20 protein-coding genes are annotated in these 22,543 nt (G+C 72.0%); 13 read left to right on the top strand and 7 right to left on the bottom strand.

Annotated features, from left to right (window positions below; translation table 11 throughout):
- Positions 1-2: 2 nt before the first annotated feature.
- From AC1C2V_RS06605 to AC1C2V_RS06575, 7 genes are all read left to right on the top strand, one after another.
- A complete protein-coding gene (locus tag AC1C2V_RS06605) occupies positions 3-2,327 on the top strand; it encodes an acetyl/propionyl/methylcrotonyl-CoA carboxylase subunit alpha (protein ID WP_495388787.1) in 2,325 nt (774 codons plus the stop codon).
- Complete coding sequence (locus tag AC1C2V_RS06600) at positions 2,324-3,526, top strand: acyl-CoA dehydrogenase family protein (protein WP_495388786.1); 1,203 nt, start codon at positions 2,324-2,326, stop codon at positions 3,524-3,526. Before AC1C2V_RS06605 ends, AC1C2V_RS06600 begins: the two co-directional genes overlap by 4 nt.
- A gap of 102 nt (positions 3,527-3,628) precedes the next feature.
- Positions 3,629-4,159, top strand: coding sequence for a MaoC family dehydratase (locus tag AC1C2V_RS06595; protein ID WP_495388785.1), 531 nt, complete (start codon positions 3,629-3,631; stop codon positions 4,157-4,159).
- Entirely contained in the window at positions 4,156-5,124 is a 969-nt protein-coding gene (locus AC1C2V_RS06590) for an HpcH/HpaI aldolase/citrate lyase family protein (RefSeq protein ID WP_495388784.1), read from the top strand. Before AC1C2V_RS06595 ends, AC1C2V_RS06590 begins: the two co-directional genes overlap by 4 nt.
- Positions 5,121-5,936 (top strand): CoA transferase subunit A, encoded by an 816-nt coding sequence (locus tag AC1C2V_RS06585; protein ID WP_495388783.1) that lies wholly within the window; start codon positions 5,121-5,123, stop codon positions 5,934-5,936. Before AC1C2V_RS06590 ends, AC1C2V_RS06585 begins: the two co-directional genes overlap by 4 nt.
- Positions 5,933-6,685, top strand: coding sequence for a 3-oxoacid CoA-transferase subunit B (locus tag AC1C2V_RS06580; protein WP_495388782.1), 753 nt, complete (start codon positions 5,933-5,935; stop codon positions 6,683-6,685). The genes AC1C2V_RS06585 and AC1C2V_RS06580 overlap by 4 nt, the downstream gene beginning before the upstream one ends.
- Positions 6,682-7,857: an acetyl-CoA C-acyltransferase gene (locus AC1C2V_RS06575; RefSeq protein ID WP_495388781.1), complete on the top strand. Its 1,176-nt coding sequence runs from the start codon at positions 6,682-6,684 to the stop codon at positions 7,855-7,857. Before AC1C2V_RS06580 ends, AC1C2V_RS06575 begins: the two co-directional genes overlap by 4 nt.
- Positions 7,858-7,866: 9 nt before the next feature.
- Here the strand turns inward: AC1C2V_RS06575 and AC1C2V_RS06570 are convergent, their stop codons facing one another.
- Positions 7,867-8,307 (bottom strand): anthrone oxygenase family protein, encoded by a 441-nt coding sequence (locus tag AC1C2V_RS06570; RefSeq protein WP_495388780.1) that lies wholly within the window; start codon positions 8,305-8,307, stop codon positions 7,867-7,869.
- An 88-nt stretch (positions 8,308-8,395) separates the two neighbouring features.
- Between AC1C2V_RS06570 and AC1C2V_RS06565 the strand changes: the two genes are divergently transcribed.
- Positions 8,396-8,983, top strand: a complete 588-nt coding sequence (locus AC1C2V_RS06565) for a TetR/AcrR family transcriptional regulator (protein WP_495388779.1) — start codon at positions 8,396-8,398, stop codon at positions 8,981-8,983.
- A gap of 138 nt (positions 8,984-9,121) precedes the next feature.
- Here the strand turns inward: AC1C2V_RS06565 and AC1C2V_RS06560 are convergent, their stop codons facing one another.
- Positions 9,122-15,085, bottom strand: coding sequence for a GH92 family glycosyl hydrolase (locus AC1C2V_RS06560; RefSeq protein ID WP_495388778.1), 5,964 nt, complete (start codon positions 15,083-15,085; stop codon positions 9,122-9,124).
- Positions 15,086-15,272: 187 nt separating this feature from the next.
- Here AC1C2V_RS06560 and AC1C2V_RS06555 point away from each other — a divergent pair, with 187 nt between their 5' ends.
- The 4 genes from AC1C2V_RS06555 (at position 15,273) to AC1C2V_RS06540 (ending at position 16,944) form a co-directional block, all read left to right on the top strand.
- Positions 15,273-16,004 (top strand): ThuA domain-containing protein, encoded by a 732-nt coding sequence (locus AC1C2V_RS06555; RefSeq protein ID WP_495388777.1) that lies wholly within the window; start codon positions 15,273-15,275, stop codon positions 16,002-16,004.
- Between the two features lie 3 nt (positions 16,005-16,007).
- Positions 16,008-16,205, top strand: a complete 198-nt coding sequence (locus tag AC1C2V_RS06550; RefSeq protein ID WP_495388776.1) for a hypothetical protein — start codon at positions 16,008-16,010, stop codon at positions 16,203-16,205.
- Positions 16,206-16,236: 31 nt separating this feature from the next.
- Entirely contained in the window at positions 16,237-16,629 is a 393-nt protein-coding gene (locus AC1C2V_RS06545; RefSeq protein WP_495388775.1) for a VOC family protein, read from the top strand.
- Between the two features lie 72 nt (positions 16,630-16,701).
- Positions 16,702-16,944, top strand: a complete 243-nt coding sequence (locus AC1C2V_RS06540) for a transcriptional regulator (protein WP_495388774.1) — start codon at positions 16,702-16,704, stop codon at positions 16,942-16,944.
- 125 nt (positions 16,945-17,069) lie between these two features.
- On the opposite strand, the gene AC1C2V_RS06535 is transcribed toward AC1C2V_RS06540, so the two are convergent.
- The gene (locus AC1C2V_RS06535) at positions 17,070-17,342 is read right to left on the bottom strand and encodes a hypothetical protein (RefSeq protein ID WP_495388773.1); all 273 of its coding nucleotides are present in this window, start codon (positions 17,340-17,342) and stop codon (positions 17,070-17,072) included.
- 390 nt (positions 17,343-17,732) lie between these two features.
- On the opposite strand from AC1C2V_RS06535, the gene AC1C2V_RS06530 reads away from it, so the two are divergent.
- Positions 17,733-18,284: a DUF2599 domain-containing protein gene (locus tag AC1C2V_RS06530; protein ID WP_495388772.1), complete on the top strand. Its 552-nt coding sequence runs from the start codon at positions 17,733-17,735 to the stop codon at positions 18,282-18,284.
- A gap of 125 nt (positions 18,285-18,409) precedes the next feature.
- Here AC1C2V_RS06530 and AC1C2V_RS06525 read toward each other — a convergent pair whose 3' ends face one another.
- The 4 genes from AC1C2V_RS06525 to AC1C2V_RS06510 form a co-directional block, all read right to left on the bottom strand.
- Positions 18,410-18,712 carry a PA14 domain-containing protein gene (locus AC1C2V_RS06525; protein ID WP_495388771.1) on the bottom strand — a complete coding sequence of 101 codons (303 nt, stop codon included), beginning with the start codon at positions 18,710-18,712 and terminating at the stop codon, positions 18,410-18,412.
- A gap of 233 nt (positions 18,713-18,945) precedes the next feature.
- Entirely contained in the window at positions 18,946-19,617 is a 672-nt protein-coding gene (locus AC1C2V_RS06520; RefSeq protein WP_495388770.1) for an AIM24 family protein, read from the bottom strand.
- 86 nt (positions 19,618-19,703) lie between these two features.
- Positions 19,704-20,456, bottom strand: a complete 753-nt coding sequence (locus AC1C2V_RS06515) for a succinate dehydrogenase/fumarate reductase iron-sulfur subunit (protein WP_495388769.1) — start codon at positions 20,454-20,456, stop codon at positions 19,704-19,706.
- Complete coding sequence (locus AC1C2V_RS06510) at positions 20,453-22,498, bottom strand: fumarate reductase/succinate dehydrogenase flavoprotein subunit (protein ID WP_495388768.1); 2,046 nt, start codon at positions 22,496-22,498, stop codon at positions 20,453-20,455. Before AC1C2V_RS06510 ends, AC1C2V_RS06515 begins: the two co-directional genes overlap by 4 nt.
- Positions 22,499-22,543: the final 45 nt, after the last annotated feature.

The following is a 22,543-nucleotide window of genomic DNA, read 5'->3' as shown; positions in this document are numbered from 1 at the left end:
GCATGTCCACCCGACCGTTCACCGCCGTGCTCGTCGCCAACCGCGGGGAGATCGCGTGCCGCGTGATCGGCACGCTGCGCCGCCTCGGCATCCGGTCCGTCGCCGTGTACTCCGACGTCGACGCGGACGCCCGGCACGTGCGCGAGGCGGACGTCGCCGTGCGCCTCGGCCCGGCGCCCGCCGCAGCAGGTCGAATCCGACTCGGGGGCTACCTGGACGTGGAGGCGGTGGTCGCGGCGGCCGTCGCCACCGGCGCCGACGCGATCCACCCCGGCTACGGCTTCCTGTCCGAGAATCCCGCCCTAGCCCTGGCGTGCGAGCGGGCGGGGATCGTCTTCGTCGGGCCGCCGGTCGGGGCGATGGAGACGATGGCGGACAAGGCCGCCGCCAAGCGGCTCGTCGCCGACCACGGCGTGCCCGTGCTGCCCGGCACGCTCGAGGACGGGCTCGACGACGACGCCCTGGTCGCGGCGGCCGACGGCGTCGGGTTCCCGCTGCTGGTCAAGCCCGTCGCGGGCGGCGGCGGCAAGGGGATGGTCGTCGTGAGCGCGGCGGCCGAGCTCCCGGACGCGCTCGCCTCGGCCCGGCGGGTGGCGGCGTCGTCGTTCGGCGACGACGGGCTGCTGCTGGAGAGGCTGGTGGAGCGGCCGCGGCACGTGGAGGTTCAGGTGCTCGCCGACGCCCACGGCACCGTCGTGCACCTGGGCGAGCGCGAGTGCACGCTGCAGCGCCGGCACCAGAAGGTGGTCGAGGAGGCGCCGTCGCCCGCCGTCGACGACGCGACGCGCGCGCGGATCGGCGAGGCGGCGTGCGCTGTCGCCCGGTCCGTCGGGTACGTCGGGGCGGGCACCGTGGAGCTGCTCGTGCCCGCCGACGACCCGTCGTCGTTCTGGTTCATCGAGATGAACACCCGCCTGCAGGTGGAGCACCCCGTCACCGAGATGGTCACCGGCCTCGACCTCGTCGAGCAGCAGCTGCGCGTCGCGGCGGGGGAGCGGCTCGCGATCCGGCAGGAGGACGTGCGCCTGCGCGGGCACGCCGTCGAGGCTCGGCTGTACGCGGAGTCGCCCGCGCGCGGGTTCCTGCCCGCGGCCGGGCGCGTGCTCGCATACGACGACGCCGGGGCGCTCGCCGGGCCGGGCGCCTCGCCGCTCCGGCTCGACAGCGGGCTGCGCTCGGGCACGGAGGTCACCGGCGACTACGACCCGATGCTGGCCAAGGCTGTCGCGTGGGCGCCGACGCGCGCCGAGGCGATCCGGCGGCTCGACGGGTTGCTGGCCGACGTCGTCGTGCTGGGCGTCGAGACCAACGCCGGGTTCCTGCGCGACCTCCTGGCCGACGACGACGTGCGCGCCGGCCGCCTCGACACCGGCCTCATCGACCGCTTCGTCGCGGCCTCGCCGGTCGAGCCGGTCGAGACCGCTTCGCTGGTCGAGACCGCTTCGCTGGTCGAGACCGCTTCGCTGGTCGAGCCTGTCGAGACCCCTCGAGCGTTCGGGAACCGGGCTTCGATCCTTCGACAGCCTCAGGACGGCGCGAGCTCGACCGTCGGACGGGTGGCCGCCGCGCTGCTGATGCTCCCGACGTCGCGCGACGCGACCCCCGGACCGTGGGCCGCCGCCGACGGGTGGCGACTCAACGCTCCCGCCGCGCAACGCCGCGTGCTGCTCGTCGACGCGGCGGGCGCCGAGCACGCGGTGACCGTCGTCGGGACGCCGGACGACGCCGTCGTCACGACCGACGACGGCGAGCCCACTTCCGCCTCGCTGCGCCCGCTGGGTGACGACCGGTTCCTGCTCACCGTCGGCGGCCTCACCCGGCCCCTGGCCGGTGTCGTGGATGGGCTCGTTGCCCACTCCGGCGGGCGGAACCGGGCCACGAGCCCACCCACGACACCAGCGGTGTGGGTGCACGTCGACGGACGGACGACGTCGTTCACCGTGCTCGACCGGGCCGCGCAGGCCGCGCGACGACGCGCCGCGCGCGAGGTGCCCGCGGCCGACGACGGCGCGGCGCAGGTCGCGCCCGTGCGGGTCTCGATGCCGGGCACGGTGTCGGTGGTGCCCGTCGCGGACGGGGACGTCGTGACCGCCGGCCAGCCCGTCGTCGTCGTCGAGGCGATGAAGATGGAGCACCCGCTGCTCGCACCCGTCGCCGGCGTCGTCCGGCTCGACGTGCGGCCCGGCGACCAGGTGCGGCTCGACCAGGTCGTCGCGGTCGTCGACCCGCCCGCGATCGACCCCGCCACACCAGCCCCCGCCCCGGCACACCCCGCCGCGGCGGCCGCGCCTATCCAGGCTGACCCCGCCACCCGAGGAGCGTCATGATCAGCGAGACCCAGTCCACCGTGCTCACCGACGAGCAGCGCAAGCTCAGCGCCGTGGTGCGCGAGTTCGCCGACGAGGTGGTGGCCCCCGCGGCATACCGGTACGACACCGAGCGTCGCCTGCCCCTGGAGATCATCGCCCAGATGGGCGACCTCGGGCTGTTCGGCCTGCCGTTCCCGGTGGACGTGGGCGGGCAGGGCAAGGACTACGTGTCGCTGTGCCTCGCGGTCGAGGCGCTGGCCCGGGTGGACCAGTCGATCGCGGTGACGCTCGAAGCGGGCGTCGGGCTGGGCATCATGCCGATTTTTCGGCACGGCACGGGCGCGCAGAAGCAGAAGTGGCTGCCCGACCTCATGGCCGGCAGGGCGCTCGCCGCCTTCGGGCTCACCGAGGCGGAGGCCGGGTCCGACGCCGGGGCCACGCGCACCACGGCACGGCTCGAGGAGGGCGCGGGGCCCGACGGCGCGGGCGAGTGGGTGATCGACGGGTCCAAGCAGTTCATCACGAACTCCGGCACGCCCATCACCAGCGTCGTCACCGTCACCGCCGTGACCGGACGCCGGACGGCCTCGGACGGTTCGGACCAGCCGGAGCTGTCGTCGTTCCTGGTGCCCTCGGGCACGCCGGGCTTCGCCGTCGGCCCGGCCTACGACAAGGTCGGCTGGCACACCTCCGACACGCACCCGCTGACGCTCGAGGGCGTGCGCGTCCCGGCCGCCCACCTGCTGGGCGAGCGCGGCCGTGGCTACGCCAACTTCCTGCGCGCGCTGGACGAGGGCCGCATCGCCTTCGCCGCGCTCGCGACGGGCGCCGCGCAGGGCTGCCTGGAGGAGGCGCTGCGCTACTCGCGCGAGCGCCACGTCTTCGGCCGCGCCATCGGCAGCAACCAGCACATCGCGTTCACGCTGGCGCGCATGCAGGCGCGCGTGCACTCGGCACGGCTGTGCTGGATGGACGCCGCGCTGAAGCAGGTGCACGGGAAGCCGTTCAAGGCCGAGGCGTCGGTGGCGAAGCTCGTGGGCGGCGAGGCGGCGATGGCCAACGCCCGGGACGCGTCGCAGATCTTCGGCGGGTACGGCTTCCTCAACGAGAACCCGGTGGCGCGGCACTACCGCGACTCCAAGATCCTCGAGGTGGGCGAGGGCACCACCGAGGTGCAGCTCATGGTCATCGCCCGCGACCTGGGGCTCGCGTCGTGACCCCCGGGCAGGTGCCGAACAGGCGGTTGACACCGTTATCGCGCGCCGACGGCCGTCATAGCGGTGTCAACCGCCTGTTCGGCACGGGGAGGGAAGGGCGCGATGCGTGACGAGGTGCAGCGCGGGCTGTACTCCGACGAGCTGGAGCCGGACGTGCGGTACGTGCACCGGCCGGGGCGCACGATGACGGAGGCGGACGACGTGCTGTTCACGTCCGTCACGATGAACCCGCAGGGGCTGCACCTGGACGCGGCGTGGGCGGCGACGCAGCCGTTCGGCAAACCGCTGGTGAACTCGATGCTCACGCTGGCCACGCTGGTGGGGCTGTCGGTGGCGCACCTGACGCGCGGCACGATCGTGGCGAACCTCGGCTTCACGGACGTGGCGTTCCCGCACCCGATGTTCCACGGCGACACCCTGTACGGCGAGACGACGATGACGGACCGGCGGCCGTCGCGCTCGCGGCCGGGCACCGGCGTCGTCACGTTCGAGCACGTGGGGCGCAACCAGGACGGCGAGGTCGTCGCCCGCGCCGTGCGCACGGTGCTGATGTGGACGCGCGAGGGTCACGAGGCGCACGAGAGCGAGCGCACCAGTGACGGTGCTGGGACCGACGTCCGGAGGGGGACATGAACCCCCTCCCCTTCGCCCTCGGTCCGGCGCTGCTGTTCTGCCCGGCCGACCGGCCCGACCGATATGCCAAGGCCCTGGACCGCGCGGACGCGGCGATCCTGGACCTCGAGGACGCGGTCGCGGCGGGGCGCAAGGACGCGGCCCGCGCGGCCCTGGTGGAACAGTCACTCGATCCCGACCGTGTGATCGTGCGGGTGAACGCCGTCGGCACGCCCGACCACGACGCGGACCTCGCCGCCCTCGCGCACACGCCCTACCGCACGGTGATGCTGCCCAAGGCGGACGGCCGGTTCGTCGGCCCACTGGTGGGGCCCGACGGCCGCCCGTACGCCGTCGTCGCCCTGTGCGAGACGGCGGCGGGTGTGCTCGCCGCACCGGCGCTCGCGGCCCGGCCCGACGTCGTCGCGCTCGCGTGGGGGGCGGAGGACCTGGTCGCGTCGCTGCACGGCACGTCGAGCCGGGGAGCGGACGGCCGGTACCGGGACGTCGCGCGGCACGCCCGGTCCGCGGTGCTGCTGGCGGCGGGCGCGGCCGGCAAGGCGGCGATCGACGCCGTCCACCTCGAGCTGGACGACCTGGCGGGCCTGCGCGACGAGGCCGAGGACGCCGCGGCGAGCGGGTTCGCCGCCTCGCTGTGCGTGCACCCGAGCCACGTGCCGGTGGTGCGCGCGGCCTTCGCGCCGTCGGAGGCCGAGATTGAGCGGGCGCGCGAGGTGCTCGCCGCCGCGGCTGGTCAGGCGGAAGCGTTCGAGTGGCTGCCGGGCGTCGGCGGCGCCGGCGCGTTCACCGGCGCGGGCGTGCTCACGGTGGGCGGGCAGATGGTGGACGCCCCGCTGCTGCGACACGCCGAGGCGGTGCTGCGCCGCGCGGAACGGGTCGGCCAGCACCAAGGTGATCCCGACAGCGCCGCGGTCGGAAGTACTGTCGTCGGAAGTACTGTCGAGGAGAATGGGGGACCACGATGACGACACGGCTGCAGCCCAGCGCCGTGGCCGCGCTGGAGGGCCTGCTGCACGACGGCATGACGATCGCCGTCGGCGGGTTCGGCCTGAGCGGCAATCCGAACGACCTCATCGAGGCGGTGCGCGACTCCGGGGTGAAGGACCTGACGATCGTGTCCAACAACATGGGCGTGGACGGCAAGGGGCTCGGGATCCTGCTGGAGAACGACCAGGTGCGCAGGGTGCTGGCCTCGTACGTGGGGGAGAACAAGCTGTTCGCGCAGCAGTACCTGGACGGCGAGCTCGAGGTCGAGTTCGTGCCGCAGGGCACGCTCGCCGAGCGCCTGCGGGCGGGCGGTGCGGGCATCCCCGCCTTCTACACCCCGACGGGCGTGGGCACACCCGTGGCCGAGGGCAAGCCCGTGGACGAGATCGACGGCCGTCGGTACGTGCTGGAGCGGGCGATCGTGGCCGATCTGTCGCTGGTGCACGCCCGGCGGGCCGACCGGTTCGGCAACCTCGTCTACCGGTACACGGCACGCAACTTCAACCCCGTGATCGCGACGGCGGGGCGCGTGACGGTGGTCGAGGCGGAGGAGATCACCGACGAGCCGATCGACCCGGACGTCGTGGTGACCCCCGGCATCTACACGAACCGCCTGGTGCTGGCGCGCGAGCGGGTCAAGGACATCGAGCAGCGCACGGTGCGCCCGCTGGCTGAGCCTGTCGAGACCACCCCGCCGGTTGAGCCTGTCGAAACCCGGGTTTCGACAGGCTCAACCAGCGAAGGGGTTTCGACCAGCGCAACCGGCGTAGAGCATGGAGGTGCGGCATGACCTGGACGCGCGACCAGATGGCCGCGGTCGCCGCGGCCGAGCTGCGCGACGGCGACTATGTCAACCTGGGCATCGGCATCCCGACGCTGGTGGCGAACCACCTGCCGCCCGGCGTCGGGATCACGCTGCAGAGCGAGAACGGCCTGCTCGGCATCGGGCCGTTCCCGGTGGAGGGCGAGGAGGACGCGGACCTCATCAACGCGGGCAAGCAGACGGTCACCGCGATGCCGGGCGCGAGCTTCTTCGACGCGGCCGACTCGTTCGCGATGATCCGCGGCGGGCACGTGGACATCGCGATCCTGGGGGCGTTGCAGGTGTCTGCCACCGGCGACCTCGCGAGCTGGACCGTGCCCGGCAAGCTCGTCAAGGGGATGGGCGGCGCGATGGACCTCGTGGTCGGCGCCCGGCGCATCGTCGCGCTCATGGACCACGTGGCCCGCGACGGCACGCCCAAGCTGCGCGGCCGCTGCACCCTGCCGCTGACGGGGGAGGGCGTGGTCGACCGGGTCGTCACCGACCGGGCCGTGCTGGACGTGACGGACCACGGGCTCGAGGCCGTGTTCGTGCTCCGGCGGCTCGCGCCCGGCGTCACCGTCGACGAGGTGCGCGAGGCCACCGAGGGGGAGCTGGTCGTGGAGCTGGAGGAGTCCGTCCTGCCGGTCGAGCCTGTCGAGACCAGGGTTTCGACCCTTCGACAGGCCCAGGACGGCGCAAGCTCAACCATCGACCGAGGGGAGCAGCCATCATGAGCGTGATCGTGGGGTACCGCCGCACGCCGTTCGTCCGCTCGAACGGCGCGTTCGCCGCAGTGCCGGCCACCGCGCTGGGCGCGCACGCGCTCGCCGGGGCGCTGGCGGCGGCGGGCGTCGAGCCGGGCGAGGTGGACGTCGTGATCGGCGGTCAGGTGCTGCAGGGCGGCGCCGGGCAGAATCCGGCCCGGCAGGCGGGCGTCGGGGCGGGGGTGCCGATGACGGTGCCGGCCGTGACGCTCAACGCCGTCTGCCTGTCCGGGGCGGAGGCGGTGGTGCAGGCGCACCGGCTGATCGCGGGCGGCGAGGCGCAGGTGGTGGCCGTGGTGGGCATGGAGTCGATGACGCTGGCCCCGCACGCGTGGGTGGGCTCGCGGGCCGGGCAGAAGTTCGGCCCGGTGGAGCTGATCGACACGATGACGCACGACGGCCTCACCGACGCGTTCGAGCGCGACTCGATGGGGCTGAGCACCGAGCGGCACGGGGAGAGCATGGCCGCCGCCGCGTGGAACACGCGCGAGGCGCAGGACGCCCTGGCCGCGGCCTCGCACACGCGGGCGGCGAAGGCGGCCGAGCTGCTGGCCGAGGAGATCGTGCCGTTGGAGGTGCCGGGGCGCCGCGGGTCGGTGACCGTGGACGCCGACGACGGCGTGCGGCCCGACTCGACCCTCGAGGGCCTGGGCCGCCTGCGCCCGGCGTTCCGCCCCGAGGGCACGATCACCGCGGGGAACGCGTCGCAGATCTCGGACGGCGCCGCGGCGCTGGTGCTCGTCGCGGACGACGTGGCCGCCGCGCGCGGCCTGACCGGCGTGCGGGTGCGGGGGCACGCGCTGGTCGCGGGGCCGGACGTGGGCCTGCACGCGCAGCCGGCCAACGCGATCACCGCGGCCTGCGAGCGGGCCGGCCTGGCGCCCCGCGACCTCGCCGCCGTCGAGATCAACGAGGCGTTCGCCGCCGTGGTGCTCGCGTCGGCGGACATGCTCGGGCTCGACCCGGAGCTGGTCAACGCCCATGGCGGGGCCATCGCGCTGGGGCACCCGATCGGGGCGTCCGGAGCACGGGTCGTGGGGCACCTGGCCCGGCGGCTGCAGGAGGTCGGGCCCGGGTCCGTGGGCGTCGCCGCGTTGTGCGGCGGCGGCGGTCAGGGGTCGGCGGTGCTGCTGGAGGCGTGAGCGCGGCCGTCACCGCGCGGCGGCGACGGTCGCCAGCACGAACGCGGCGACGATCAGGGCGAGGCGCACCAGGTGCAGGCGGTCCCACCGGCTCTTCTGCTCCTGGTAGTCGGCAGGCGCGGTCTCGGGCGTCACGTTCTTCGACCGGTTGTTGATCGGGACCAGCAGCGCGACGGACAGCACCACGCTGACGAGCATCAGCCCGACGGCGGTCCAGGCGGGGGCCGCGGCGTCGGGCCTGACGAGCGCGGTGCCGGCGACCAGGAGCGTCGAGCCGATGTACCAGAACGGCATGAGGCGGCCGAGCATCCGGCCACCGTGGGCGCGGGCGAGGATCCCGGCGTCCTCGGGCAGGCCCTCGAAGATCGGGTTCATCACGAACGCGACCGACAGCTCCACCCCCACCATCAGCCCGACGACCACGACCGCGACGATCGGCAACCATTCCATGACCTGCTCCTCCGCTGGCTAGCGCCGCTAGATCTAGCGGCGCTTGAGAACGTATCAGAGATACGCTAGCAGTGCTAGAGTCGATGTCATGCCGACCCCCGCCGCAGCACGCCGAGCCCGTCAGCTCGAGGAACGCCGGGACCGGATCATCGCCGCCGCCCGGCACCTCGCCGAGGAGCAGGGCTGGGAGGCCGTGACGACCCGGCGCCTCGCGGACGCGATCGAGTACAGCCAGCCCGTGCTGTACGGGCACTTCCCGCAGGGCAGGACGGAGATCGTCACCGCCGTCGCGCTCGCCGGCTTCGAGGAGTTCGCGGCGGCGCTGAGCGCGTCGGCGCTCGGCTCCGAGGCGTCCGACGCCGAGCGGGTCCGGGCGCTCGTGACCGCCTACGTCGACTTCGCCGACCGCCACCCGGCCACCTACGACGCCATGTTCCTGCTGCCCGTCGTGGTCCCGTTCGCGTCGGACGAGACCCCGGCGGTCATGCGCGAGGGGTTCGAGGCGATCGCGAGCATGCTGCGCAGCCTCGACCCCCCGGTCGCGGACGTCGGGACGACGGCGGAGGTGCTCTGGGGCGCCGTGCACGGCCTCGTCACGCTGCACCGGGCCGACCGGCTCTCGGCCGGGAACCAGGAGGAACGGGTGGAGACGCTCGTGCGTCTCTTCGCCCGCTGACCGTCGGGCGTGCCGAGATAGAGAAGCTGAACCCGCGAGATAGAGAAGCTCGGACGAGGCCGCACATGTGCGGCCTCGTCCGAGCTTCTCTATCTCGCGGGTTCAGCTTCTCTATCTCGGCCCATCAACCCCGGCGGGTTACTCCGCCGGCAGGTTCGCCAGCAGGGCGCTCAGCCCGCTCGCCTGGGTGCGCCAGTCGAACACGTTGGCCTTCTCCGTGCCGTTGCCGCCGGCCCAGCGCAGGCCGAGGCGGTCCTCGCCGTTGCGGTCGTGCGCCCACACGGACGCCGCCTGACGGTCGACGAACTCCTGGTACGGGTGGTCGTCCACGGCATCGTTGAGGTCACCCAGGTACCGCATGAAGATGCCCTTGAACTGCTTCTGGTTGTCGTCGCACGTGCCCTTGGCGTCGCACGACTCCGTGAGCACCCCGTCGGTCACCAGCTCCGGCGCCGTGGTGCCGGCGTCGGCCAGCCCGCGCACCGTGTCGAGGACGTCTGCGTCGCCGGTGGCCCGGTACAGCTCCAGGCCGCCGCCCAGGAACAGGCCCTGGTTGTAGCTCCAGACCGTCCCGCCGTTGTTCTCGCAGTCGGCGGTGAGGCCGTCGTTCACCAGGCCGTCGGAGTTGATCATGCCGCTGGACGTGAGCCAGTCCCAGCCCTCCTGCGAGCGGTCGAGCCACTGCGTGTCACCGTCGATGCGGTGATGCAGCTCGGCCGTCAGGCGCACCCAGAGCCCGTTGGTGATGGCGTTCTTGTAGGTGCGCTCGTGGTCCCACCACACGCCGCCGCCGCAGGTGCTCGTGTCCCAGTACCCGTGCACGAACTCACCGATGGTCTCGGCCATGTCCAGGTACTTCCGGTCGCCGGTGAGGTCGTACGCCTGGATCCAGGCCAGGCCCCACCACTCCGAGTCGTCGATCGCCCGGCTGGTGAAGTTGCCCCAGAGCTCGTCGCCGGAGAGCTCGCCGGCAGGGAACGCTCCCTTGTTGCGCTCGAAGGTGCGGTCCACCTGCGGCAGGTAGCTGGTGTCGCCGGTGCGCTGCATGTACTCGATGACGGTCTCCGTCGCGACGGCGGAGTTCCACCACGACGACGGCCACCACGCCTTGTCGGTGTCGTAGTCGCTCATGAGCACCTCGGCGGCGCGGGTCGCCCGCACCGCCGACGGCGGCGACTCGATCAGGGCGTCGACGAGTGGCAGCAGCGCCGCCTTCGCGAGCCTGCTCACCTTCTTCTCCTTCGCTGTGTCGATGGCGGACCGCATGTCGGCCAGCGCCTCCGCGAGCGGGGCCGAGTGGCTCCCGTCCGCGGCGTCCTGCGCCTGGTCGACGAGGCCCAGGAGGGTGCGCGAGACGCCCTTGGCGACGTCCCCGCTGCGGGTCAGGTCGCCGACCTGCGCCCGGATCTGGTCGAGGCCCTCGCCGGCCCCGACCCACAGCGACACGACCAGCTCGAGGTCCTCGCGGACCCGGTCGGGGAGCCGCTTGCTCGGCATCGCGTCCATCGCGGCCTTGAGGGCCCGCACCTGGGCGCGCACCCCGTCGGTGTCCCCGGCGTCCTCCGCCTCCTGGGCGGCGTCGAGGATCTCGCCGAGCTCCCGCGCGGTGCGCGCGGGGATCTCGCGGTCGTGCCTGGCCTCGTCGACGACCTCGGAGATCTCCGCGACGAGCGGCTGGTGCGCCAGCAGCTCCAGCTCGGACAGCGAGGTGGCTGCGTCCTGAGACTTCGTCACGACGAGCCGGTAGTGCCCGTAGATCCCCGGGTCCGCCACGGAGAAGGCTCGCGTCTGCTGACGCTCGGCGAACTTCTGCCCGCGACGGGTATCGAGGGTGACCCAGCGCTTGCCGTCGGACGAGCCCTGCAGCTTCCACGCCTTCGGGTCGCCGCCCTTCTCGTCCCCCGACGTGAGCGTGTACATCGTCGCCCGGGCCGTGGGTCCGGACAGCTTGTACGCCACGGTGGGCTTCGGCGACGTGAACGTCGTCGATGTGCCGGACGTGTCGTCGAACAGCCGCTCGGCCTTGGCGACGTCGTCGTCCGTGCTCGCCTTGCCGGCCTTCGGGCCGGTGACGTCGGTGAGCGGGTCGGGCACCTTGTCGCCCTGCGTGATCGACGGCGTCACGTCGTCCTCGCCGGTACCCCAGGCCGACGGCTGGGGGCCCATGGCGAACTCGATGGTGCCGCCCCGGGTGAGCTGCTCGTGCGTGAGCGACGTCGAGCTCTGCGGCTCGCCGTTCACCGTGACGCCCTGGACGTAGACGTTCGTGGCGCTGTTCTCGGGCGCGTCGATCACCAGGTCCTTGCCGTCGGCGAGGTGGATGGTGGCCTTGGTGAACAGCGGTGAGCCGATGGCGTACGTCGGGCTGCCCACCTGCAGCGGGTAGAACCCGAGGGAGCTGAAGACCTGCCAGCCCGACATCTCCCCGTTGTCCTCGTCGCCCGGGTAGCCCTGGCCGATGTCGCTGCCGACGAAGCCACGCGCGAGCGCCTCGCGGACGATCGCCTGCGTCTTCGACGGCTGGCCGGTGGCGTTGTACAGGTACGGGATGTGGTGCGAGACCTGGTTGCTCAGGCCCCACTGGCCCATGCGGACGGCCTTGGCCTCGCGCATCTCGTGGATGACGCCGCCGTAGGCGCCCGGGAACTGCGCCGTCTCGGGCGTCGCGAAGAACTCGTCGAGCTTGTCGGCGAGCTGCCCGCGGCCGCCGTACAGGTTGGCCAGACCCTGGCCGTCCTGGACGGCGTGGAACGCGAAGTTCCAGCCGTCGGTCTCGGTGAACGGGCTGCCCCAGTCGCGCGGGTCGAAGTCCGCCGCCGACTGCTCCCAGCTGCCGTCGGCGTCCTTGGCCCGGAAGAACCCGGTCTCGGGGTCGAAGAGCTTGACGTAGTTCTGTGCGCGGTTGAGGTAGTACTCGTGGTTGTCCGCGTACTCCTGGTGGCGCGGGTCGGACGCGTCGGAGGAGTCCAGCAGCTTCTTCGACATCGTGGCGATGCCGTAGTCGTTGAGGTAGTCCTCCAGCGACCACGACACGCTCTCGTGGGTCTCCGCCGGGGTGTACCCGAGGAACGTCGCCTGCTCCTGGCCCTTGCGGCCCACGTGCTCGTTCGGCGGCGCCACGGACGCGTTCTTCAGCGCCGCGTCGTACGCCCGCTGCACGTCGATGCCGTCACCGTCCGCGCCGACGACCCCCTTGACGTACGCGTCCGCGAACGACACGTCCGAGCTGGTGCCGGTCATGGAGTTCGCGTAGCCCGGGGCGGACCAGCGCGACACCCAGCCGCCGTCGGCGTACTGCTGGGTGAACCCGTCGACCATCTCCGCGGCGTCGCCCGGGTAGAGCAGCGAGTACGCCGGCCACGCGGTGCGATAGGTGTCCCAGAAGCCGTTGTTGACGTAGACCTTGCCGTCGACGATCTCCGCCCCGGTCTTCGTGGCCGTGGTGCCCTCCGGCGCGGGGTCGAGGTCGGAGCCGGACTGGTCGACGTGCTGCCACTCCGGCTCGGCCGCGGTGCCCACGTTCTCGTGCCCGGAGTTCGGGTAGAGGTTCAGGCGGTAGAGGTTGGAGTACAGCGTGGTGAGCTGGTCCTCGCTCGCGCCCTCGACGTCGATCACGCCGAGCTTGGCGTCCCACAGGTCCTGCGCGCGGTCGCGCACGGACTCGAAGGTGTCGTCGCCGGCGATCTCGAGCGCGAGGTTGCGCTTCGCCTGCTCGACGCCGATCAGCGACGTCGCGATCCGCATCTCGACCGTCCTGCTCTGGGACGTGTCGAACTTCAGGTAGCCCGCGACGTCGTCGCGGCTGCCGGGGGAGAGCTTGTCGCCGGCGGTGGCGGGGCGGTCGAACGCGGCGTAGACGTACATCCGCTTGAGGCCGTTGCTCTGGCCGCTCGCGACGTCGGTGTAGCCCGACAGGGTGCCCGCCTCCGGGTCGAGGGTCAGCCCACCCTCGTTGCTGACGTTGTCGAACAGCACGTTCGACTCGTCGCCGGTGAACGTGAACCGGAACATCGCGGCGTGGTCGGTCGGCGTGATCTCGGTCTTCATGCCGTCGTCGAAGGTGACGCCGTAGTAGTGCGCGCGCGCCACCTCGTTGTCGTGGCCGAAGGTCTGCGCCCGGACGTCGCGGGCCGCGTCGGGAACGCCCTGGGCGGCCGACGGCATCACCTGGAACGTCTGCCTGTCGGCGATCCACGGGCTGGGCTCGTGGCTCAGGTTGAACGACTGGATCGTGGGCCGGTTCTGGCCGTCGTTGTTCCGCTGGTACTGGTACAGCCAGTTGCTGGCCCCGGCGTCGGTCGACGGCGTCCAGAAGTTGAAGCCGTGCGGCACCGCCGTGGCGGGGAAGTTGTTGCCGCGCGAGAAGTCCCCGCTGGAGTTGGTGCCGCGCGTCGTGACCACGTGGTCGGACGGGCGCGCGGAGGTGTTGGCCTCGGGGGCCGCGCCGATCTCGACGTCGTCGATCCAGCCGCTGAAGTCGGCCGGGCCGGCGTCCTTGTCGTAGCCGAGCAGGACGCGGTCGACCGTCTTGCCCGCGGCCACCTGGCCCAGGTTCGCGCGGACGGCGTTCCACTGGTTGGTGTACAGCACCTTCGCGTCGCCCTGGCCCTGCGGGCTCAGGCCGAAGCCGTGCTGGTCGGTGGCCCCGAGGTCGCTCAGGTACGTGCCGTCGGTGAACGCGAGGTCGACGGCGACGTGGGTGCTCGCGTACGACTGGTCCTTCTCCGACGCCTCGGGGAAGAGCGCGTACGACAGCTGCGTGTCGTCGCCCACGGGCACGTCGACGTCGAGCACGCGGTTGTCCGCGTACCCGCGGTCCTCGGCGGTCTGGCTCCCCGCGTAGCGCAGGGCGTGCACGCCGGTCCAGCCCGCCTCGGTCTTCGCCGCGTACGCGCTGGACGGCCCGGAGCCGAGCGTCGTCGCCATCGGCGTGGGCTCGACGGCCTCTCCGGACAGCAGCCACTCGGCGAGCTGGGTGCCGTCGGCGCCGGAGTTCTCGGTGATCTTCAGCCGGTAGAAGCGGAGCTCCTGCGGCTCGTCGACGGAGTACTGCCGGGTCTCGAGCCGCTCGGCGAAGCCCTGGTTGCGGCGGGTGTCGAGCGTGGTCCAGCTCTCGCCGTCCTTCGACCCCTCCAGCTTCCAGGCGCGCGGGTCCCGCTCGGGGGCGTCGCCCGCGGAGGCCAGCGCGTAGGTGGCGACGGGCACCGCCTTTTTCATCTCGTACGTCACGGTGGCGGTCGTGTCACCCGCGAGCCACTTGGTGCTGACGTCGCCGTCGGCGAGGTTGGCGGCCGCCTCGTCGGGGGCGTTCTCGGCGCTGGCGCTGACCTTCGTCACGGAGTCGGTGACGTCGCCCGGGAAGGTGATCTCGCCGGGCTGGAGGCGCTGCACCGTGGCGTCGGCGATCATGACGTCGACGGAGCCCGCCGAGTGCGTGCGCACCTGGAACTGGGGTCGGCCGCCGCCGTCGCCCGGGCGGGCGAGGTCGACCGTGACGGTCTGCGGGTCGGCGGTGAGCGCGACCTCCTCCCCGCCGACGTCCTTGCTGCCGCCGTAGACGTTGAGGAAGACCGTGCCGCTGCCGCTCAGCGTCACCTGCGCGCGCAGCGGGGTGCCGCGCACCAGGTCGGGCATCGGCACCTGCACCCACGTCTCGCCGGCGGTCGCCATGCTCCAGTGCATGGCATCGTCGTCGTCCGCCGCGGTCGGCTCCAGGGTGCCTGGCACCTCGCCGACGCCGTTCTGGAACGGCCCCTCCCAGCCGAGCTCGTCGGTGCGGCCCTCCAGCAGGTCGTCGCCGGTCGGGGTGCTGGGGCCGCGCTCCAGCACGGTGGTGCCCGTGACCCCGGACGAGCGCGGGCCGTCGGGCCCCTGCTCGGTCTCGCTGTCCCAGGTGGGCTGCGGGTCGTCGGGCTCGAACGAGGTGGCGAAGGTGCCCCCGGCGGCGGCGTCCGCGGGTGCGGCCGCCGCGGAGCCGATCCCCGTGACGCCGATCCCTGTGACGCCAAGCGCGAGGGCCAGCGTGGAGGAGACGGTGCGCCGGAGGCGGCGGGGCGGGGCGCCGGGTGGCGCGGGCGGTCGGTGGATCGGGCGCGAACGCATCGGACGAGAAGGCATCGTTGACCTCATGGCTCGGGGGCAGGCCGGGGCCCACCAGATCGACTGCATCGTCGTGTGCCGGCTAGCCCATCACAGATTGACAGCGCTGCCAATGGATAGTTCAGATATGTGTTTTCACCCGCTCGGGGCGGCGCCCCTGGGCGGCCGAGGCATGGGCCAGGATGGGGCCGTGAGCTCACCCGACGACGCGCCCGAGCCCGTTCGCATCCTCGTCCTGGCCGGCCGCGGCCGGCACGAGGACCCGTGGCACGACCACGCCGCGACCTCGCACCGCCTCGCGCAGGTGCTGTCCGGCCTCGACCTCGGCGCGGGGGCGCCCGACGTCGTCGTGCGCAGCACCTTCCCCGACGCGCTCGACGGCGCCGACGGCTTGGACGACGTCGACCTGCTGGTCGTCAACGCGGGCAGCGCGTGGCCCGGGTTCCGGGAGGCCGGCATCGGCCCCGACGACGCGGCGTGGGCGCCGTTCCACGACCGCCTCGACGCGTGGGCGCGGGCCGGCGGCCGGATCCTTGCCGTGCACCAGGCGGCGAACGCCTTCGGCGACCGGCCGGCATGGGAGGAGGTGCTCGGCGGGCGCTGGGTGCCGGGAGCCTCGATGCACCCGCCGCTCGGCTCGGCCACCGTGTCCCTCGCCGTCGGCGCACACCCGATCACCGAGGGCCTCGGCGCCGTCGAGGTCGTCGACGAGCGGTACTGCCGCCTGCGCGTGGCGCCGTCGTCGCAGGTGCTGGGCTGGGTGACCGACGACGACGGCGAGCGCCATCCCGCCGTCTGGGTCGCGACCGCGCACGGCGGCCGCACCGTGTACAGCGCGCTGGGTCACGACGGCCGCGCCTACGACTCCCCGTCGCACGCGGACCTGCTGCGCCGGGCCGCGACCTGGCTGCTGGAGGGCTGACGCGTGCGCGTGCTCGGCGTAGGGGCGCTGTTCCTGGTGGCGTTGGTCGCGGCCACGTATGCGATCGAGGGCCTGGCACCGGACATCTCGCCGCTCGGCCAGTACGCCGTGATGCTTCCGATCTTCGTCGGCGGAGGGCTCTCCGTTCGCGCGGCTGCGGAGCGGCGCCGTCGGGAACGGTCCCGAGACAAAGTATCTTGACGTCGAGATACTTCGACGGCGAGGGGGAGCGATGCGGCTGCACCACGTGCAGGTGGCGTGCCCGGCGGGCGGTGAGGACGCGGCGCGCGCGTTCTACGGTGACGGGCTGGGGCTGATGGAGGTGCCGAAGCCGCCGGAGCTGGCCGGCCGCGGCGGCTGCTGGTTCTGCGGGTACGACGACGCCGGCGCGGTGGTCGCGGAGATCCACGTCGGCGTGGAGGACCCGTTTGCCCCGGCCCGCAAGGCGCACCCGGCACTGCTGGTCGACGACGTCGCCGAGCTCGACGCGACGGCCGACCGGCTCCAGGCCACGGGCTTCGCCGTCGACCGGACCGAACGGGAGACGTTCCCCGGGTACCTGCGGTTCCACACCCGTGACGGCGCGGGCAACCGCGTCGAGGTGCTGACCCCGCGTCGCGTGTGAGCGACGAGGGGCGGCCGGGCCGGAGCCCGGCCGCCCCTCGCTGTTCTGACTACTCAGGATGCTCGTCACCCGTTGGCGGACCTCGACGAGAGGGTTCACGAACGCGGCCGCCTCGGGATCCTCGCGATTCTCAACGAGACGAAGGAGGCGGACTTCACACACCTGAAGAGGGCTCTCTGGCTGAGCGATGGGAACCTGGGTCGCCACCTTGAGGTCCTTGTCGAGGCGGGCCACGTGACGTTGCGCATAGGTTCCGACGGGCACCGCATCCGCACCTGGGTGCGCATCACCGCGAAGGGCCGGCGAGAGAGTTGAGGTCAGAAGTGGAGTTGCTCCGCCAGCTGATTCGACCGCCGAACGCTAGATGCCCCCACGCACTTGGGACCGGAACGCGAGAGCATCCCGCCGCGTAGCCACGAGGTACTCTCGCGCAAAAAGAATCACGCAGCGCCGTTGGCACCGACCAGGCCCGGCGTGGGGGCGAGACGGGCCCGTCGCGTTGAAATCGCGAACAGGACGGCCGCGACGACGAGGAGCGGACCGAGAACGAACCCGGCGATCTCGGCCGGCAAGAGCCCCGACGTCGGGAGCCCCTCGTCCGCGCGGACGCCCTCGGTATAGCCCGTGTATGCACCGGCGGCGAAGAGTGCTACGCCCGCAACCCCGACAAACCAGTACGTCGCTGTGGTCACGCGGCGGTCGATCGATGTCATCTAGCTCCCTAGAAGTCGCTGCTGTCGTGGCAGTTGCGGTCCCGCCCACCGTATGGCGGCGGCCTGGCCTGGCGGGACGTGAATTGTGGACTCCACAAAGACCACACAAGGGTTGCGCAAAACCTAGAGGTCGGCTTAGCCTTTCCTTGGCGTTTGCTGAACGGCAACGCTCGGCCTTTGTGCCCGCAACCACCCCTGGGAGAGCCGGTGAGTCGCAGTCCCCGAACGGCCGCCGTCATCGCTGCTACCGCCCTCGTCGCCGGCTCCACGGCTACGGGCGCTTCGGCGAGCGAACCTGCACCTCACGAGACCTTTCGATCAGCCCAAGCGACGGCTGTGAACGTCGAATCCTAGTCAGCGGCAGTTGCCGATGTTGCTGGCTACGACGGTGTGCAGGTCCACGCCGAAGTGAACGCAGCCGACGAAGCCGTCACCGCGACGTTCGACCTCCAAGGAGGGCGTTTCATCGATGGCAACGATGGCGGAATCGTTGCCCTCGATGGAAACGAGGATTACCTGTTCGTGGTTCTTCCCGAGGTTGTCGACGCCTCAGGCGAGCCGGTTGATGCTTCGGTGCAGGCAACCGGTGAGACTGTCGCGGTGGATCTGGGTGCGTTGGATGAGGCCGCCTACCCCCTGGATGTGAGCGTGATGGCGGTTTCGGACCTCATCGCGAAGGTCACCAAGGTGAGCACGACGCAGGGTGCAAGGTTCAAGGTCCAGCCCTCTGCGTACGGCCGCGCCGCTCCGACCCTGATTCACAACCAGTGGGGCTGGCCGGAGGCCAAGCGTAAGGGCGTCTGGAACTACGCGAGCATGCAGCAGCAGTACGTCTGCCACCCGATGTCGGCAGTCGCTCGGGTCAAGAGCACCTGGAACCTTGAGAGTTGGCGACCGGTCGTGTCGGCCGCGACGCTCGTGAAGACAGCCTGCAACCCGTAGCAGCAGCCACCGCACGGCGACAGGTACATACGGCAGCACCCCCGCCGCGGAATGCTCCGGGGGTGCTGCTATGCATCTGTGCAGCCCGCCAAGGCGCGACTCCCATGACGGCGCACCTGACGACTTCAGCCGAACTTCTTGCGGAGTTCGGCTTCGTTCACGTTCTCAACCCCGTGCTTGCGCAGCACACGCGCGAAGGCACGGGCCTCGGCCTCAGGCGTTGACTCACGGGCCGCCGACGGTTCGCCTCCGCATCCGCCTTCTTGAGGCCCTGGGTCGATGGCTGGCTCGTCGTCGAGGAACAGCCGGAATCCGTTGTCGCCCACGGCGTAGAACGTGTAGTCGCCCGACGTGGCCGCCGTGAGCGTGCCGGTCCAGCGCGCCGTGGTGTGTTCCGTCTGCCCCGTGAAGGACTCGTAGGCCGGCACCAGGTTCGGCTGGACGATGTCGAGGTCGAGGGCGTCGCCCCCAAGCTCGTGGAAGTCGTGCGCGCCAGGGGCGGACGTCGAGAAGTACTCGCCCTTGAGTCGTGGACCTCGATCGGATCGTCGTTCGCCTGGGCCGCGGGGACGGCAATACGTCCGTAGGCGTTACGGAAGCATGAAGTGCCCGAAGCGACAAGTGGTGCGGCGCGCGATGCCCACGCGCCGCACCCCGCCGGTCACTGCTGGTTCGGCACGGGGTGGCCCTCGGAGGCCTGCACGACGACGATCCCGTCGCCGGTCAGCCCCAGCTGGTACGCCTCGCCGGAGCCGCGGCCGAGGACGGCGCCCATCTTCGCCGTCTTGCGCACGGTGCTGGTGAGCGACGTCGACCAGAGCACCACGCTCTGCATGTCGACGTACGTCGGCTCGTCGACCTGGAGCACCACCGGGGTGCCGTAGGCGGTGACGGCGAGCGCGCCGGAGCCGGTGAACGTGGTGTTGAACAGCCCGCCGCTGAGCATCGAGGCGCCCTGGACCCGGTTGATGTCCCAGGTGAGCGTGCTCTCGAACGCGAGGATGTTGCCGCCCGAGACGGTGACGCTCTCGTTCTCGAGGTACAGCACGAACACCTCGTCGGCGTCCTGGGCCAGGAAGACGTCGCCGCTGCCGGAGACCTTCATCAGCGACATCCCCTCGCCGGTGAACGCCTTCTTGAACAGCTTGGTCATGCCGCCGGCGCCCTCGTAGGCGAAGTCGACGTCGCCCTGGTAGGCGACCATCGAGCCCTGCTTGGCGAAGAAGAACCCGCCGGAGCCGGCGAGGTCCACCTTGACCATCCGGGGGTTGACGAGCTGGAAGCTACCGGGCTCGCCCTGCGGCTCGGTCAGGGTCATCAAGCTGCTGCGCATGGCTCCCATCCTGCCGTCTGCGTGCAGCCCGCGGTATCCGCCGGAAGCATCTGACGTGTCGGCCGGAAGGACGACCTCGGCGACGATCAGTCGCGGCGACGCGAGATGGTGCGGCCGAGCCAGACCAGTGGGTCGTAGCGCCGGTCGGCCACGCGCTCCTTCATCGGGATGAGCGCGTTGTCGGTGATCTTGATGCCCTCCGGGCAGACCTCGGTGCAGCACTTGGTGATGTTGCACAGGCCGAGCCCGTGCTCGTCCTGGGCGGCGGGCACGCGGTCGGCGACGTCGAGCGGGTGCATCTCCAGCTCGGCGACGCGCATGAGGTAGCGCGGGCCGGCGAACGACTCCTTGTTCTCGTCGTGGTCGCGCACCACGTGGCACGTGTCTTGGCACAGGAAGCACTCGATGCACTTGCGGAACTCCTGGGACCGCTCGACGTCGACCTGTGCCATCCGGTACTCGCCGGGGACCAGGTGGGCCGGTGGCGTGAACGACGGGATCTCGCGCGCCTTCTCGTAGTTGAACGACACGTCCGTCACGAGGTCGCGGATCACCGGGAACGTCCGCAGGGGCGTGATGACGATCTCGTCGTAGTGCGTGAACACGGACGTCCGCGTCATGCACAGCAGGCGAGGCCGCCCGTTGATCTCCGCCGAGCACGACCCGCACTTGCCGGCCTTGCAGTTCCAGCGGATCGCGAGGTCGGGCGCCTGGGTGGCCTGGATCCGGTGGAGCACGTCGAGCACCACCTCGCCCTCGTTGACCTCCACCCGGAAGTCGACGAGCTCCCCGTCGTCAGCGTCGCCCCGCCAGACGCGGACGAGACGCGTGTCGGTCATGGCCTGCCCCTTCCCGGTGAGCCCTGCGGGTGGTCCGTCAGCTCTATCGGCGTGTAGTACTTCTCGAGCTCGGTGAGGTCGAACAGCGCGAGCAGGTCGTCGCGCATCGGGTCCCGCTCGGCCACGTCGACCTCGACGCGCGGCACCACGGGGTGTCGGTCCAGATCGGGGTCCCGGCCGTCGCCGTCGCGGCCGGCCGGGACGCAGCGGGTCACCAGCACCCGGTGGCGCCACTGCGGGTCGAGCGTCGGGTAGTCGTCCCGCGTGTGCCCGCCGCGGCTCTCGGTGCGGCGCAGCGCCGAGGACGCCACGGCCTCGCCGACCATGAGCATGTTTCGCAGGTCGAGCGCCAGGTGCCAGCCCGGGTTGTACTGCCGGTGCCCGGTGACGACGACGGTGCGCAGCCGTGTGCGCAGCTCGCCGAGCCGGTCCGTCGCGGCGGTCATCTCGGCCTCCGTCCGGATGATGCCGACGAGGTCGTTCATGGTTCGCTGCAGGTCGGCGTGCAGCGCGTACGGGTTCTCGCCGGCCCCGCCCGACCCGCCCGACCCGCCCCGGCCGTCCGCCTGCCGGGCGAACGGCGCCAGGGCCATCTCCGCGGCCGCGTCGACGTCCTCGTCGTGGACGGCGGGCCGGCCGCCTCCCCGCCCCGCGACGCCGTCGACGTGGTCGGCCGCGCCGATCCCCGCGCGGCGACCGAACACCAGCAGGTCGGACAGCGAGTTGCCGCCGAGCCGGTTCGAGCCGTGCATCCCGCCCGCGCACTCGCCGGCGGCGAACAGGCCCGGCACGCTCGTGGCTCCGGTCTCCGGGTCGACGTCGATCCCGCCCATGACGTAGTGGCAGGTGGGGCCGACCTCCATCGGCTCGGCCGTGATGTCGACGTCGGCCAGCTCCTTGAACTGGTGGTACATCGACGGCAGGCGCCGCTGGATCTCCCCGGCGGGCAGGCGGCTCGCGATGTCGAGGAGGACGCCGCCGTGCTCCGAGCCGCGACCCTCCTTCACCTCGGTGTTGATCGCGCGGGCCACCTCGTCGCGCGGCAGCAGGTCGGGGGTGCGGAGGTTGTTCTCCTGGTCGTCGTACCAGCGGTCCGCCTCGTCCTCGGTCTGCGCGTACTGGCCCTTGAACACGTCCGGGACGTACCCGAACATGAACCGGTCGCCGGCCGAGTTCTTGAGCACCCCGCCGTCGCCGCGCACCCCCTCGGTCACGAGGATGCCCTTGACGCTGGGCGGCCAGACCATGCCGGTCGGGTGGAACTGGACGAACTCCATGTCGACGAGGTCCGCGCCGGCCCGCAGCGCCAGGGCCTGGCCGTCGCCCGTGTATTCCCACGAGTTCGACGTCACCTGGAACGACTTGCCGATTCCGCCCGTGGCCAGCACCACGGCGGGTGCCGAGAACACCACGAACCGGCCCGACTCCCGCCAGTACCCGAACGCCCCGGCGATCTCGCTCGCCTGCCCTGAGCCTGCGGCGTGCCCCGAGCTTGTCGAAGGGTCGGTGAGCAGCTCGGTGACCGTGCACTCGGCGAACACCCGCAGCCGCGCCTCGTAGTCACCGGTCTCGGCGTGGTCGGCCTGCTGCAGGGCCACGATGCGCTGCTGCAGCGTGCGGATGAGCTCGAGCCCGGTCCGGTCGCCGACGTGCGCGAGCCGCGGGTAGGTGTGCCCGCCGAAGTTGCGCTGGTGGATCCGGCCGTCCGCCGTGCGGTCGAAGAGGGCGCCCCAGGCCTCCAGCTCCCAGACGCGGTCGGGCGCCTCCTGCGCGTGCAGCTCCGCCATCCGCCAGCTGTTGAGGAACTTGCCGCCGCGCATGGTGTCGCGGAAGTGCACCTGCCAGGAGTCCTTCTCGGCGACGTTGCCCATCGCCGCCGCGCACCCGCCCTCGGCCATCACGGTGTGCGCCTTGCCGAACAGCGACTTGCAGACGATCGCCACCCGCAGCCCCCGCTCGCGCGCCTCGATGGCGGCGCGCAGCCCGGCACCGCCCGCGCCGATGACGAGGACGTCGTAGTCGTGGCGTTCGGTCTCGGTCAAGGCGGGCTCCTAGTCCTTTGCCGTTCTTCGGTCGAGGCTGCGGTT

The sequence above is a fragment of the Isoptericola sp. Y541 genome, from assembly GCF_059445465.1.
Note: the sequence above shows the minus strand (reverse complement) of the source record. Positions and strands in the feature narration are given on the sequence as shown.

Excerpts from the sequence above, each read along its gene's own strand:
- AC1C2V_RS06605 (WP_495388787.1), top strand. The coding sequence starts at position 3 with ATGTCCACCCGACCGTTCACCGCCGTGCTCGTCGCCAACCGCGGGGAG.
- AC1C2V_RS06600 (WP_495388786.1), top strand. The coding sequence starts at position 2,324 with ATGATCAGCGAGACCCAGTCCACCGTGCTCACCGACGAGCAGCGCAAG.
- AC1C2V_RS06595 (WP_495388785.1), top strand. The coding sequence starts at position 3,629 with ATGCGTGACGAGGTGCAGCGCGGGCTGTACTCCGACGAGCTGGAGCCG.
- AC1C2V_RS06590 (WP_495388784.1), top strand. The coding sequence starts at position 4,156 with ATGAACCCCCTCCCCTTCGCCCTCGGTCCGGCGCTGCTGTTCTGCCCG.
- AC1C2V_RS06585 (WP_495388783.1), top strand. The coding sequence starts at position 5,121 with ATGACGACACGGCTGCAGCCCAGCGCCGTGGCCGCGCTGGAGGGCCTG.
- AC1C2V_RS06580 (WP_495388782.1), top strand. The coding sequence starts at position 5,933 with ATGACCTGGACGCGCGACCAGATGGCCGCGGTCGCCGCGGCCGAGCTG.
- AC1C2V_RS06575 (WP_495388781.1), top strand. The coding sequence starts at position 6,682 with ATGAGCGTGATCGTGGGGTACCGCCGCACGCCGTTCGTCCGCTCGAAC.
- AC1C2V_RS06570 (WP_495388780.1), bottom strand. The coding sequence starts at position 8,307 with ATGGAATGGTTGCCGATCGTCGCGGTCGTGGTCGTCGGGCTGATGGTG.
- AC1C2V_RS06565 (WP_495388779.1), top strand. The coding sequence starts at position 8,396 with ATGCCGACCCCCGCCGCAGCACGCCGAGCCCGTCAGCTCGAGGAACGC.
- AC1C2V_RS06560 (WP_495388778.1), bottom strand. The coding sequence starts at position 15,085 with ATGCGTTCGCGCCCGATCCACCGACCGCCCGCGCCACCCGGCGCCCCG.
- AC1C2V_RS06545 (WP_495388775.1), top strand. The coding sequence starts at position 16,237 with ATGCGGCTGCACCACGTGCAGGTGGCGTGCCCGGCGGGCGGTGAGGAC.
- AC1C2V_RS06535 (WP_495388773.1), bottom strand. The coding sequence starts at position 17,342 with ATGACATCGATCGACCGCCGCGTGACCACAGCGACGTACTGGTTTGTC.
- AC1C2V_RS06520 (WP_495388770.1), bottom strand. The coding sequence starts at position 19,617 with ATGCGCAGCAGCTTGATGACCCTGACCGAGCCGCAGGGCGAGCCCGGT.
- AC1C2V_RS06515 (WP_495388769.1), bottom strand. The coding sequence starts at position 20,456 with ATGACCGACACGCGTCTCGTCCGCGTCTGGCGGGGCGACGCTGACGAC.